Genomic DNA, 14,446 nt, shown 5'->3' with positions numbered 1-14,446 from the left:
GCAATTTTATAACCAAAAAACAAAAAATACGATGAATGATGTTATATTATAGTTATCAGTTATTCAATCTTAAATGTGGGATGAAAAACATTTGAGGTGGTAAAGTGGAAAATAATCAAGGAAATAAGCGTTATATTATCAGAAAGTATTCTATTGGTGTCGTCTCTGTTTTAGCTGCAACGACGTTCTTTGTGAGTACCCATGAGGCACAAGCAGCTGAACAAGTTACAAATGGAAATCATGCACCTGCAGCAGTGGTTCAAAAAGGTGAGCAATCAACCCCTAATGATGTTAACGGCGTAACAAAAAAAGAAATTCCTGCAGAAAAGTTACAACCAGCAACAAATCAACAACTAGATCAACAGGCAAATGTTAAACTAACAGACTTAACGCGATTAAATGCGGTTAAGCCAGAAGTTCAATCGACACCTGAGCTAACTCTGGTTGAACAACAAAATCACACAAATACTAATCAAAATCATATCAACAAGGTTGCCGACGCGTCACATGCAACATCGTTAACAGATCGACAAACTAATAAAGAAATCCCCCTTACATCGATTGAACCAGCAAATAATATTAAACCTGATGCAAAAGAGACAGAAAAAAACACAGAAGTTAATGACAATCACCCAGGAAATGATGACAACGCAACAAATACGATCACTAATAAGAACAATGACCCACAACATGCAACATCTTCTAATCAAGTACCACGCGCGCTCTTGCAAGTTAAAGATAAAACCAATTCAGATATAACAGCGCAAAATCAAGATCAACAAACTGCAGGAAGCGTTGCGCCAAAAGCGAACGATGTTAACCATCATAATGGAAAAGCCAAACAACCAGCGACACATATTGATGATAAAAATGAAAATAAAGCTAAGGCTGTTCCTCAAAGTCAGCCAGTAGCACGCACTTCAACGTTGGCGACAGTGGCTGATACACAAAAAACGTATAGTCACAAACTACGGCAAGCCCAACATATTAATAAGTACCCTATTGTTTTAGTTCATGGATTCCTAGGATTAGTCGATCAGAATACTTTTCCGTTATATCCTAATTATTGGGGTGGCAATAAGTTCAAGGTAGTGGATGAACTGAAAAACAAGGGATATGATATCTATCAAGCGAGTGTAGGGGCTTTTGCTAGTAATTATGATCGCGCAGTAGAATTGTATTATTATATTAAAGGTGGACGTGTGGACTACGGTGCTGCCCATGCAGCAAAATATGGTCATGAACGCTACGGTAGAACGTATGAAGGTATTATGCGCGATTGGCAACCAGGTAAAAAAATCCACTTGATTGGTCATAGTATGGGAGGTCAAACGATTCGTTTAATGGAGCAATTTTTGAGAAATGGGAACCAAGAAGAAATTGCTTATCATAAGCAACATGGTGGAGAAATTTCATCATTGTTTCTTGGGGGTCAGGATAATATGATTGCCTCTATTACGACTTTGGGAACACCACATAATGGTTCACAAGCTGCTGATAAGATTGGTAATAAAGATATCGTAAGAAATATTATGTATGCCTTAAACAGGTTAGCTGGTAATAAAAATTCAACAGTAGACTTTGGTTTGAGGCAGTGGGGGTTTCAACAACAGCCGGGTGAAACACGTCTTGAATATATTAATCGTGTCAGTAATAGTCGCATTTGGACAACAACGGATAATGCTGCTTATGATTTAACCCTTGAAGGAGCGGCAAAGTTGAATGAAATGACCAGTCTAAATCCAAACATCACGTATACAACATATACAGGACTAGCTTCTCATACTGGTCCGCTAGGTAATGAAAACCCAAGTATTGGTCAATTTCCACTTATGGATTTAACAAGTAGAATTATTGGGCATGATGCTAATGTCGCATGGCGTAAAAATGATGGTATTGTACCTGTGATTTCTTCTTTGCACCCATTTAACCAGGCATTTATAGATATTACAGCAGAAGATTCTGGTACAAGAAAAGGGATTTGGCAAGTGAGGCCTATCTTGCAAGGCTGGGATCATGTAGACTTTATTGGTATTGATGCGACTGATTTAAAACATACGGGTGCAGAATTGGCGAATTTCTATATGGGAATCGTAAATCATCTTTTAGGTGTTGAAGCATTAGAGACCCATGCATCGGAAAGGTATCAAAGTTAATCAGATGGATACCTATAGATTGTCTTCTTAAATATTAGATGCAATGTGAAATCGACATCTCTATAAGAGGAAAGGTTGTCTCACTTCTCGATGAAAGTATGTAAGTCAAAGTGGACAGTTAAAGAGTAACGATAGGCGAGCTGTTTATTTATGGGTAACACAAAAAAGACAAAAATTTAGAGGCGAATTTCTATTTCAATAGAGGTCGCCTCCAATCTCGTTTGTTTGATTAAAATGAGGCGTTATTTAAATCTTCAAAATGCGTCTCGATAAAAGCTGTTTTTGATAGTTTATTTTGCCATTCATCGACTAAATAGCCTTCTAAATGACCACAAAATTGACCATCGACCTCGAGGTAAGCGCCATCTTCAGATTCTTGACCATATACACCTACATCATGATGGGCTTGTTCAAAATAATCAATAAGATAAGCTTTCATTTCTTCAAATGCGTTAATATAAGACTCTACCTCATCATTATCGATAACATATGCACCCACTCTCGTTTGTCCTGATACACGACCGTGGACATCTGATATGACTTCTATTGGGTTCCACACAGCTACAATGTCACCCCCATCGGATGTGAAAGTATATCGACTGAGAACATATTGACTTTCCTGCCAATACACTTCTTGATATTTAGGAAGGTCATTGTAGTCTAAATAGTAATTTTCAAAAGTGACATCATCTAAAACTTCTTTATCCACTTTGATACCCTCTACTGCATGAAGCCACGATTTAACATCCGCTTCAGTTTCAAACAATCCGACTACTTGCTTAGTATTAAATTGATGTAATTCTAATAAATACATAAACATGTCTCCTTTATCCATTATTGTCATCATACAGGAAAGAAATGAGTGTGTGCGATTTGTCTTATTTCAGAGAAATTTTTACATAAAAGTGGTTTATATATTGATGATATTTTATTTATTTTAAAGATACATGCCCTCGATACGATTGTCCAATAAAGTGATAAGAAGTATGTAGGGGGAAAAGGAAGTATGTACATAGAATAACGTGGTGACATTCTAAGAATACAATTAAAAATAGAGAGATTCATGCGTGTTTATAGGGTGTGTAAAGTGGCTTTCATATTGAAGGCGTGTGGCTTTAGTCATAGACTTAAAGTAATGAAAGAAAAACAATTGAAGAAGGTATGAATATGTACAATGAAGTTCGTAGTCAATTACGCTTAAGTATCGCATGGTTGACGCTCTTTTTAGTGGGTACAGATTTATTCGTGGTATCACCGCTACTCCCGAATATGATTCGTGAATTTAATATATCTGCACAACAAGCCAGTTGGATTGTTACCTCGTTCGCAGTTATGTATGCGGTTATGGCACCGCTATTTGGTGTTTTAGCCGATCGATGGGGCAAAAAGAAAAATATTGTTATCGGGCTTATTTTATTCTCTTTTGCGAATGGGCTTACTTTTATCGCAAGCTCGTATTTTGTGCTCGTTTTAAGTCGTGTATGGGCAGGTGGGGCTGCAGCCATGATTACTTCTTCTGTTTTTGCACTTACAGGTGATTTAGCGCCTAAAAATAAAAATGGCTTATACCTTTCTATAGCGACTTCGGGTTTTCTAACAGCGATATGGGTGGGTGCACCTTTAGGGAATTTAATTGGCAACATTACGAACTGGCGAACGGTATTTATTATTTTAGCAATAGGGACATTGGCATTAAGTGCTTTAAATAGCTTTGTTTTACCAGAGCATATGCATTCGCAATCACATCGGTCACCAGATTTCGAGAAATTTAAAGGTATGATTCGTGATGTACTTGTTACTACGTTTTGGGCTTTAGCTGTCTATGGTGTCTATACATTTCTTGGTGAAATTTTTAAAAGTGTGACAGGTTTATCTAGCCTCATGACGAGTGTTGCATTTACCTTTTACGGAATGGGTGCCCTAATTGGAAGTGTTTCTGGGGGATGGTTTTCAGATCATCTGGGTAATGATCGCGTTATCAAAATAGGCATGACCGGTTTAGCTGTACTACTCATTGTTGTGGGATTGATCGTTACACATCCTTTATTATTATTTCCATCTCTCACGTTATGGGCTTTCAGTGGTTATTTATTTTTCTCAGCGTATCAATCTTTTATTTCGAAGCGGAATGCTGCTTTTTCGGGGAGTATTATGGCGTGGAATCAGACTGCGATGTATGTAGGGATTACTATAGGGTCATGGCTTGGCGGAGGATTAATAGCTCATCATCTTATTCTCTTATTGTTTGTCTCTTGCGCAGCTTCTGCTTTAATCGGATTAATATGGTATCGCTTCAAAGTTGTGTCATAAGTACAAAAACCAATCTTGTAGAGGATAATCTCTAAGATTGGTTTTTATTTTTAAGAGTTTGGGGTGGATGATTGATCCAGTTTTGTAGAAGAATAGCATGATTATGCTCAGTATCTTTGGCTGCATAAAGTAAGACTACATGTTCATTTTGACCTACAATTTCCTGTAATTCTGCAAATGCGGCGCGTTGTTCATCCAGTGTTTGTAGTTCTTTTAAATATTGATTTTTAAATGCGGCAAAACGTTCAGGATCATGATGAAACCATTTTCTTAATTGAGAGGTCGGACCGATCTCTTTTAACCAATAATCTAAATTTGCCTCTGCTTTAGAAATGCCTCTTGGCCACACTCGGTCGACCAACACACGAACAACATTATTTTCTTGCGCTTTTGTATAGATACGTTCAATCTTAACAGTCACGAGAATCTCCCCTTTGAAATGTTGAATGGGCACGGGTAGAAAGCAAGACGCATTCTTCCCGAAGCTCTTCTTGAGTACATTAGAATATTTGGCGAGTGTTATACAATAATTTCGTTTGTTTCATATGGTGTTTTGAGTAATATGAGGACACCTTCAATAAAACCAATTAGGCTGGGTATACCTGTCCAAGAAAATAGAGCGTATAAGATGCCGAGTCCGATTTTATGCGAATAGAATTTGTGAACGCCTACTCCCTAGAACAATCGCGAGTATAGCGTAAATCCATTTATTGACTTTCATTGTTTCATCACCTAATTGTAATTATACAACAAAATGTGAATAGATTTGAGAGATGACTATCTCGTACAATATAAAATGGCAATAGATAATGCATTATTTTAAATAGTTGATTTAAAGAATAAAATTGTTTTCCATTGCTATTACACATTTTTAAGTTCTAGTTAATATTCAGTTAATATGATTTACCTCTTTAGTATATTAAAGTTAAGCAGTAATGATTTTTTCTAGTAGAGAGGTTAAAGATGTTAAAGGAAAATTATAAATTAAGAAAATTGAAGATCGGTTTAGTTTCTACAGCAGCGGCAGCAATTTTTGTGATTTCAAATGGTACAGCGGAAGCTTCAGAAGATACAACGGCTCAAGAAGCATCAGCCGTGTCTGTTGATGAGAAACAAGTGAATGAAAATCAACAAGTGGAAGACAATACGGCATCAGAACAAGCGGAAAATGAAAGTTTTATACATTTAGATGAAGTGCGCCCAGGCGATACACAAGTTTCAGGCTACACACAGCCTAACAAAGCTATTTCACTTAAAATTGATAATAAAGATGTCGTTAATCTTGAAGATGACTTTCAAGAAGTGGTGTCTGATGAGAACGGGAAATTTACGTATGATTTGAATGGGCGAAAAATCGTTTATAACCAAAAAGTAGATGTTGAAGCAACGGAACCTCTAGACTTAGATGCTTTAGAAGATGATGAAGAAGCGTTGGAAACTTCTGATGAAGAAGCAACAGTGGCGCCTCATGAAGTAGAGCAAGATACTGCGACGCATGCGGTAGATTCAGAAGAAAAAGAAGAGGTAACAGCAGGAGACCATGAAGAAAGTGATTTATCGTTAGAAGGATTACTACTAGACGCTGAAGGCGAAGGTCCTAAAGCTTCGTATACAACGCCTAGATATGAAAAAGCATACGAAATTCCAGAAACACGTATTCCTCAAATTAACGGTCGACACCAAGTATGGATTGAACCTATTTTAGAAGGTACAGGTGTGGTTAAAGGTCATACATCAGTTAAAGGCAAGGTTGCACTTGCGATTAACGGTAAGTTTATTAATTTAGGGGATTCAACTTCAACGCTTGAACAATTGAGTAAAGAAGCGTATGAAACACGTTATGATGGCGTTTGGAAATTTATTGATCCTAAAGGCTTTTTTGAATTCGAATTCAACCGTCTTTTCGATAAATCTTATGCATTGAAAAAAGGGGACCTCGTGTCACTTTCTTTTAAATCAGACAATGAACAAGATACAATGCCTTCATTTGTATTTAATGTTTTAACAGAACCATTTGAAGCGGTTGAAAAAGCCCATACATTATTTGATCATAATGCGATTGAACCTGTAAAAGAATTAAAAGATGTAGATGAAGCGATTCAAATTAATGACATTTTTGGAGATGTTATTGAAACAGCGATTCGTGGTGAAGACAAGTTAATCTTAGAAGGTACAAAAGAGATGACAGGTCGTACGAAATATGCAAATGCACTTATTCGAATTGATTCAAACTTAGGCGAGTATAGACACTTCCCAACGCTTCAAGCAGATCAAGAGGGTAACTTTACTTTCAATATTAAAGAAGCTGGCTATCGTATGTACAATGGTGAAACGTTAACGTTAACTGTAGTAGACCCAACGACACAAAAAACGTTAGCGCAAATTGAAAAATATATTGAACCTGTTGATATTGATGAAATCATGGAAGACGAAGTATTTGACGACTATTCAGATGAAGACGACGATATATTTGAAATACGCAGTTTTAAACCTGCTAACGAAGTCGTAGCACCTAAAGTAGAAGAAGCAACAAAGCAGCACGACGAAGCACAACAAGAAGAAGTGAAACAAGATACGCAAGCTGCAGTGCAACATGAAACGGCAAAAGAAACTGATAAAAATGACGCAAGCCCAGCTGTCAAAGCGGAGCAAAAGCGTGATGCGTCTGAACATCATCAAGCAAGCGCTGAAACACCCAAAATGACGCAACCCACTTCAGTCACAAAAACAACAATGCCTGAACACGTGACACCTGCGTCTGTACCAAGTCAAGGTGAGAACGAACAAGCGGCAGATGCATCGGTATCTGTAGAGTCTGATTTTACGCAAGATATGGAAGACATGGTTCCATACAGACAGCATTTAGCAACATTAAAGTTAGTACATCATGAAAAAGGAAGTATAGGCCATGTGAACGGGTTTCAACTTCAATCTACAATGCCAACAACACCCGTTGATTATTTAGTTAAACCACATATAGCCAAGGCTGAGCCAAAATCTGTATCTGTATTACCAGAGACAGGTCAAGAGAAGGCATCAACGTTATGGTCTCTATTATTAATGGTTTCAGGCGTATCATTATTGGCATACAAACGACGCAAGCAACAAAAACAAACACGTTAATCACAGAATAACGATTTAATTGAAAGATAGAAGTCTTTATTAAAGCTTTGTGTATGAAAGCGGGACAATGGAATCAAATTGATTTCTGTCTCGCTTTCGTCGTTTTTTTGGGAGAAGCGTTAAAAAAGATAACAGCATATTGTATATTTAATTTTATTTGATATATTTATAAGTGTATAGTGCAACGCTTATAAAGTGAGGTATCAGAATGAAAAAATTAATTACAACATGTATATCATTATTAGTCATTTTAACGGGATGCAGTGAGGACAATCATCAAAAGGAAGAAAAAGTAAACAAAGCCGAGCCTCAAACTTCTGAACCGGCTACTCAAGAAAAAGAAACGACAACAGATCAACAACAATCGAGTAAGAAAGCAGCACCAAAAGATAAGAAAGAAGAAGCACAATCACCAAGCGAAAGTCACAAGGAACATCATGAAAAAGTTCAACAAGAAAAGAAAGGTGAAACGAAGCCCCAATCGGAGCCGAACCCGTCAGACATAGACCGGATTGATATTAAAAAGAAAATTGCGCTCGCATTCTTTGTGGAAGATGCGGCCCATTATACAATCACAGCAACAGAAATCGATCAAGGAATGTATGAATATGTGGGAGCAGCTGGAACAGAATCAAGAACTGTAAATCATTTACAGGTGACGTCTGCCAGTCAAGTTCCCAATGCACCTGAAGGCATGCAGTTTTATATGGTGTCGCCACCTAAAGGGAATTTTGTGACGATTGTTGGTGTGAGTCCGAATACTTTATTTATTGGTGGCACACAAAGTGCACTGATTGATTATCAAATGTTATTAAGTTCAGGTAAAGAAATGCCGTTGCTTCCATTATATGAAGCGCATCACAATGACCCACGTTTACACAACATTACGGCAAAGATGTCAATCAGCCAGTGAGGGATTAGATGAGCCGTTTTGCGTTAAAAATCAAGACGTCTGCACGATGATGTGACGTCTTACTTCCTTATTATAATAAGTTCATCTTATTCGATGACGCATAAGTTAAATGTAATTTTAAAAAAATAAATTAAATATTATTAAGGGAAATCATAAAATGTCAAGCAATTGTCATTTTATGGTTCTTTTTTTATAAGCATTTAAATCGATAATGATTATCATTGTTGACAATTTAAAAAGAAGAGAGTAGGATATTTTTAAATCGTTATGATTACGATTTGTAACAAAGCATATTTATTTAAAAAGGAGATTGAATACATTTGGAAATCGTTCATTTTTCGAAATTTAATCCATCTGGAAATATGACAGTCTTAGTAGATTCTACTCATGATCCTTCAGAATATGCGGGTATAGCGCAGCAATTAATGCAAACATCACACGTGGGGTGTGAACAAGTTGGGTTTATTGTTGATGCCAAAGGTGATATTCCACATCAACTTGTTATGAGCGGACAAGAATTTTGTGGTAATGGCACTTTGTCATTTATTCATTATTTGAAAACGCGAGATCTATTACCTTCTTCTTCATTTGAACTTCAAGTTTCAGGTTTGAGCGAACCGACGCAGTGTGCTTTTTATGAAGAAACAGGAGAATATGAAGTTGCGTTACCTGGACCGACGGAAATACTTGAGAAACAATATACAATTGATGATGTTATTTTTGATGGTTTAGAAATTCAATATGATACATATCAACATTTTGTCTGTCCGATTTCAGTATGGTCAGATCGTTTGGCAATATCAGTTGAAAAATTCGTGCGTCAACATCAATGGCCGGAGCATTTCACTGCGATTGGTATCATGCTATATGAAGCACATCAACGACGTTTGCATCCACTGATATACATACCTCAAGTTGACAGTATCATTTGGGAGCAGAGCTGTGGTTCTGGAACAGGTTCAGTGGGCGTTTATGAAGCATATCGCCGACACAGTTCACATATTGAAGAGGAGATTTTGCAGCCGGGTGGCGCATTATCTGTTTCAACTCGTCGACAAGATGAGGGCTATGAAATTTCCATAAAGGGTCATGTTTCTACAGTTGCAACGGGATTAGCATACTTAGAATAAGGAGAGAACCATGATCGACATGCGACAAGAGATTAAACAATTTGAAGCGCAGTTAGAAAACTATGCGCAACAATTCGAGCAATTATACGAAAAAGCACAAGCAAGCGAACACGCAGTACGAGATTTAGAACAATTGGTAGATGATTACAGTGCTTATATTCTTGATGAGCAACAAGCACAAGTATACCAACAGTGGTATACACATCCAGTATCTAATACACAGTTGATTCACGTATTAGCTGAGATTACTTCACGTTGCGTGAAATTAATGGAATCGACACGTGCACGTCGATTAATATCAGGAAATGCAGGTTCATCAGGCTATTTTGAAAATATAGAGCACTGCATTGTGGAAGAATTTGGCCAGTTTGAAATAACACCGGAAGATACGGTATTACTCGTAGGTTCTGGTGCGTATCCCATGACACTCGTTCAGATTGCACAGGAAACAGGTGCTCATGTGATTGGTATTGATATTGATGAAGATGCCGTAAACTATGGCCAAAAAGTGATTGAAATCTTAGCACCGAATGAAACCATTGAGATTCATCGTAAAAACGTGAATGAGTTAGAGGCGATTCGAGATGTGACGCATATCATTTTCAGCTCTACAGTTAAAATGAAATATGATATTCTCGCAGAGCTCTATGAGTTAACAAATCGAGACGTTGTGGTTTCTATGCGTTATGGAAATGACTTAAAATCTATCTTTAACTATCCAAAACAGGACATATATCCACATCATTGGACATGTGTGGCTGATATTACGCAACCCGATCAGATTTTTGATATTGCACTTTATCAAAAAGCAGATGAAAGGGGCGTATCGTAATGTCAAAGTCAGTATTGATAGCAGGAACAGGCCCTGTGGCCATTCAACTGGCAGTGTTGTTTGATCAATACTCAGATAATCAGATTGCGATGGCAAGCCGAAGTTTACAATCAGAGAAATCACGCAAATTTATTGAGGCTTATCAACAAACGCAAAAAGTTGAAGTTTCTGTTCAAAATGAAGCACATCAACAATTAGCTGGAGAAGCAATGTTAGCCGAGGTCTATGAAAGTTATCATGACATTCAAAAGCAATATGATGTGCTCGTCCTTGCTTGTACAGCGGATGCATATAGTGAAGTGTTATCTCAGATTTCGGAACGTGTTTTAACGCAATTGAAAAGCGTTGTGCTTATTTCACCAACATTTGGATCGCATATGATTGTGAAACAGCAATTGCAAGCGTACCAACCGAATATAGAAGTCATTTCATTTTCAACTTATTTAGGAGATACGGGTGTGATGGATGTAGATCAACCGCACCGTGTAATCACTAAAGGGGTGAAGAAACGTCTTTATATCGGCTCGACTCAATCAAATACTCAAACTTTCCAGGAAATGGTTGCATTAATGACTCAAATTGGCGTGCCAGTGACAGTGGTGGAACATCCACTTCAAGCGGAGTCACGCAATAGCTCGCTCTATGTCCACCCAGCATTATTTATGAATATGCACGCACTTAAAGCGGTGTTTCAAGGTACCGATGTGCCGTTTTTTGTTTACAAATTGTTCCCAGAAGGACCAATAACGATGAAATGTATCACGGAAATGCGCCTAATGTGGCAAGAAGTGATGCATATTTTGCAGGAAATGAATATTGAAACTTTGAATTTATTGAAATTTATGGTGAAAGAAAATTACCCACTCCGTGAAGAAACAATCGATGCTTCCAAAATCGAAGCATTTGAAACATTATCGCCAGTGGAGCAAGAGTATCTTTTATATGTACGTTATACAGGTATTCTGATTGATCCATTTTCAAAACCAGATGCGACGGGTAAATATTTTGATTTTTCTGCCGTTCCATTTAAGCATGTCTTTCAAAATGAATCAGGGGAATGGCAAATTCCACGTATGCCGAGTGAAGATTACTATCGAACACAGATTATGCGCGGAATTGCACGTGTGCTCAAAATTAACACACCTATGATGGACACCTTTATGCATCGATATGAAGCACAGTTAGAAGCATTTCAAGCCAGTCATCGGAATGATAGTTTTTCATCACAATTTAAAGTGCAAGATTTTGCGCATGATATTGCATGCATTGAATCACAATTAATGTCGCACTAAAAAAGGCTTTCTTATTATGCGTCTCGAATGGTCACATAGAGAGATGTCTAAATTGAATCACTGCGTGCCTGTTTAATGATATGACTAAATATAAACTTCATATACCCCAAAAAAGGGTCAAGGAGAAAAGAGAGGAAAAAGATTATGAAAAAGACTTTGAAGTGGCTGACTTTATGTATGGCCTTGTTACTTGTTTTATCAGCTTGTGGGAGTTCAAAGGCATTAGATGAGAAAAAAGAAGAGAAAAATCTTACATATGCAACATCTAAAGACATTGGAGATATGAATCCACACGTCTATGGTGGTTCTATGTCCGCGCAAGGTATGGTTTATGAATCGTTAGTTGATCATACACAAAAGGGGATTGAACCTTTATTAGCCAAATCATGGGATGTCTCTAAAGATGGTAAAACTTATACATTCCATTTACGTGAAGGTGTAAAATTCCATGATGGGACAAAATTTGATGCAGAAGCCGTTAAAAAGAATTTTGATGCTGTTCAAGCCAATAAAAAGTTACACTCATGGATTAAAGTTTCTACTTTAATTGATAAAACAGAAGTCAAAGATGATTATACATTCGTATTGAAACTTAAAGAACCTTACAATGCAACTTTAGAAGAATTAGCGATGACACGCCCATTTGTGTTTGTGTCACCAAAAGCTTTTAAAGATGGCGGTACGAAAGATGGTTTGAAATCTTATGTAGGTACAGGTCCTTATAAGTTGAAATCACATGAAAAAGACGAACAAGCTAAATTCGAACGTAATGATGATTACTGGTGTGGACAACCTAAATTAAAATCAATCGTTGCAAAAGTATTACCAGCAGGTGAAACATCATTCTTAGCTCTTCAAAAAGGTGAAGTTAACTTTGCATTTACAGATGACCGTGGAACTGACAACGTAGATAATGAAGCAATGAAAAAATTAGTTGACGAAGGCGACTACCAGTTGAAGCGTAGTAAACCAATGAACACTAAAATGATTGTTGCGAACTCTGGTAAAAAAGATAGTCCTGCGCAAGACAAAGCGGTTCGTGAAGCATTATGGCATAGTGTAGACCAAAAACGAATTTCAGAAAAAATCTTAGATAAAACTGAAAAACCTGCATCACAATTATTCTCAAAAAACGTGCCACATGCGAATATCGATTTACCAAAACGTGAATTTGATTTGAAAAAAGCTGAAAGTCTTTTAGACGATGCAGGTTGGAAACAATCTAAAAAAGGCGAAGTTCGTGAAAAAGATGGTAAAAAACTAGAAATGAAGTTATATTATGACAACCACTCAAATTCACAAAAACAAGAAGCTGAATTTATACAAGCGAAAGCAAAAGATATCGGTATGCAATTGAAAATTGTAGGCGAAACTTCTGATAAAGTTGCTGAACGCCGTACTTCAGGTGATTATGACTTATTATTCAACCAAACTTGGGGCTTACAATATGACCCACAAAGTACAATTTCTGCATTTAAAGCAGATACAGGATACAAATCAGCAGTTTCTGGTATTAAAGAAAAATCAAAATTATTCGATGATATTGATACAGCATTATCAACACAAGATGCTACAACTCAAAAAGAAAAATATAAAGATATTTTAACAACTGTTCATGACGAAGCGATTTTCATTCCGATTTCTCATGGTGGTATGACAGTTGTTGCACCTAAAGATTTAAAAGATATCTCATTCAAACAATCACAATATGAATTACCATTTGAGCAAATGGAATATAAATAAGGATGCCTAACGTATGGTATACAGTGTAATCAAACGTTTGTTACTGACCGTACCATTGTTAATTGTGATTAGCTTTCTCACATTTGCTTTAACACATTTGTCGAATGAAGATCCAGCTGTAGTTATTTTACATGCACAAGAAGTTCCAAATATTTCACAAAGTTTGGTTGAACAGACACGTGAAAAGTATGGGCTGAATGATCCCTTTATTGTGCAATACTGGGAGTGGTTCAAATCGGCAGTGCAGTTAAAGTTTGGTCATAGTTTTGTGACCGGCGAAGATGTGAGTTTAAGATTATGGCCAGCATTTTTTAACACGCTTAAATTAACACTCGTATCAAGTGTAGTCATTATTCTATTATCTATGTTACTTGGTATTGTGACTGCTTTATTTCGTGGGACATGGTTCGACCGTGTCACACGAAGTACAGCATTTGTTTTAACTGCAATCCCTTCATATTGGCTTGCTGCGATTTTAATTATTTTTGTTTCAGTCAAACTGAACATACTTCCAACATCAGGATTGACAGGACCAGAAAGCTATATCCTACCGGTACTTGTTATTACGTTAGGGTATACAGGGATATATTTTAGAAATGTGCGTAGTGCTGTTATTCAACAATTGGATCAAGATTATGTCTTATATATGCGTGCAATGGGTGTCCCGACATCTAAACTTTTGCTTTATGTTGCACGTAATGCGATGCAAGTCGTTGTCTCTATCTTTTGTATGTCTATACCATTGATTTTAGGTGGTTCGGTCGTGATAGAGAATGTCTTTGCATGGCCGGGTATGGGGCAGTTAAGCGTGAAAGCCGTACTTGAACAAGACTTTCCAATTATCCAAGCTTATGTGCTTGTTGTTTCTGTCTTATTTATACTTTTTAATACACTTGCAGATGTCATCAATATGTGGCTGAATCCAAGGTTAAGGGAGGAAGGCTAAT

At 37.1% G+C, this 14,446-nt stretch carries 12 protein-coding genes; 9 read left to right on the top strand and 3 right to left on the bottom strand.

Going from position 1 to position 14,446, the window contains the following annotated elements; genetic code table 11:
• Positions 1–104: 104 nt before the first annotated feature.
• Positions 105–2,156, top strand: a complete 2,052-nt coding sequence (gene lip / locus CD118_RS05705) for a YSIRK-targeted triacylglycerol lipase (protein WP_103356374.1) — start codon at positions 105–107, stop codon at positions 2,154–2,156.
• 229 nt (positions 2,157–2,385) lie between these two features.
• Here the strand turns inward: lip and CD118_RS05700 are convergent, their stop codons facing one another.
• Positions 2,386–2,970 (bottom strand): hypothetical protein, encoded by a 585-nt coding sequence (locus CD118_RS05700; protein ID WP_060830433.1) that lies wholly within the window; start codon positions 2,968–2,970, stop codon positions 2,386–2,388.
• A 353-nt stretch (positions 2,971–3,323) separates the two neighbouring features.
• Here CD118_RS05700 and CD118_RS05695 point away from each other — a divergent pair, with 353 nt between their 5' ends.
• On the top strand, positions 3,324–4,466 hold the full coding sequence (locus CD118_RS05695; protein WP_060830432.1) for an MFS transporter: 1,143 nt from the start codon (positions 3,324–3,326) through the stop codon (positions 4,464–4,466).
• Positions 4,467–4,497: 31 nt separating this feature from the next.
• On the opposite strand, the gene CD118_RS05690 is transcribed toward CD118_RS05695, so the two are convergent.
• The gene (locus CD118_RS05690) at positions 4,498–4,887 is read right to left on the bottom strand and encodes a DUF488 domain-containing protein (protein WP_060830431.1); all 390 of its coding nucleotides are present in this window, start codon (positions 4,885–4,887) and stop codon (positions 4,498–4,500) included.
• A 98-nt stretch (positions 4,888–4,985) separates the two neighbouring features.
• Entirely contained in the window at positions 4,986–5,096 is a 111-nt protein-coding gene (locus CD118_RS12330; RefSeq protein ID WP_342587134.1) for a TM2 domain-containing protein, read from the bottom strand.
• A gap of 333 nt (positions 5,097–5,429) precedes the next feature.
• Here CD118_RS12330 and CD118_RS05680 point away from each other — a divergent pair, with 333 nt between their 5' ends.
• From CD118_RS05680 to opp1B, 7 genes are all read left to right on the top strand, one after another.
• Positions 5,430–7,589, top strand: a complete 2,160-nt coding sequence (locus tag CD118_RS05680; protein ID WP_060830430.1) for an LPXTG cell wall anchor domain-containing protein — start codon at positions 5,430–5,432, stop codon at positions 7,587–7,589.
• Between the two features lie 208 nt (positions 7,590–7,797).
• A complete protein-coding gene (locus CD118_RS05675) occupies positions 7,798–8,502 on the top strand; it encodes a midas domain-containing protein (RefSeq protein ID WP_060830429.1) in 705 nt (234 codons plus the stop codon).
• Positions 8,503–8,822: 320 nt separating this feature from the next.
• Positions 8,823–9,632, top strand: coding sequence for a histidine racemase CntK (gene cntK, locus CD118_RS05670; RefSeq protein WP_050331847.1), 810 nt, complete (start codon positions 8,823–8,825; stop codon positions 9,630–9,632).
• 10 nt (positions 9,633–9,642) lie between these two features.
• Positions 9,643–10,464, top strand: coding sequence for a staphylopine biosynthesis enzyme CntL (cntL, locus tag CD118_RS05665; protein WP_060830428.1), 822 nt, complete (start codon positions 9,643–9,645; stop codon positions 10,462–10,464).
• Entirely contained in the window at positions 10,464–11,756 is a 1,293-nt protein-coding gene (gene cntM, locus CD118_RS05660; protein WP_060830427.1) for a staphylopine biosynthesis dehydrogenase, read from the top strand. The genes cntL and cntM overlap by 1 nt, the downstream gene beginning before the upstream one ends.
• Before the next feature lie 144 nt (positions 11,757–11,900).
• Positions 11,901–13,499, top strand: a complete 1,599-nt coding sequence (cntA, locus tag CD118_RS05655; RefSeq protein WP_060830426.1) for a staphylopine-dependent metal ABC transporter substrate-binding lipoprotein — start codon at positions 11,901–11,903, stop codon at positions 13,497–13,499.
• A 13-nt stretch (positions 13,500–13,512) separates the two neighbouring features.
• Positions 13,513–14,445, top strand: a complete 933-nt coding sequence (gene opp1B / locus CD118_RS05650; RefSeq protein WP_060830425.1) for a nickel/cobalt ABC transporter permease — start codon at positions 13,513–13,515, stop codon at positions 14,443–14,445.
• The last annotated feature ends 1 nt before the right edge of the window (position 14,446 follow it).

Origin of the sequence: Staphylococcus coagulans (assembly GCF_002901995.1) — a bacterium.
In the GTDB taxonomy this organism is placed as follows: Bacteria; Bacillota; Bacilli; order Staphylococcales; family Staphylococcaceae; genus Staphylococcus; species Staphylococcus coagulans.
Note: the sequence above shows the minus strand (reverse complement) of the source record. Positions and strands in the feature narration are given on the sequence as shown.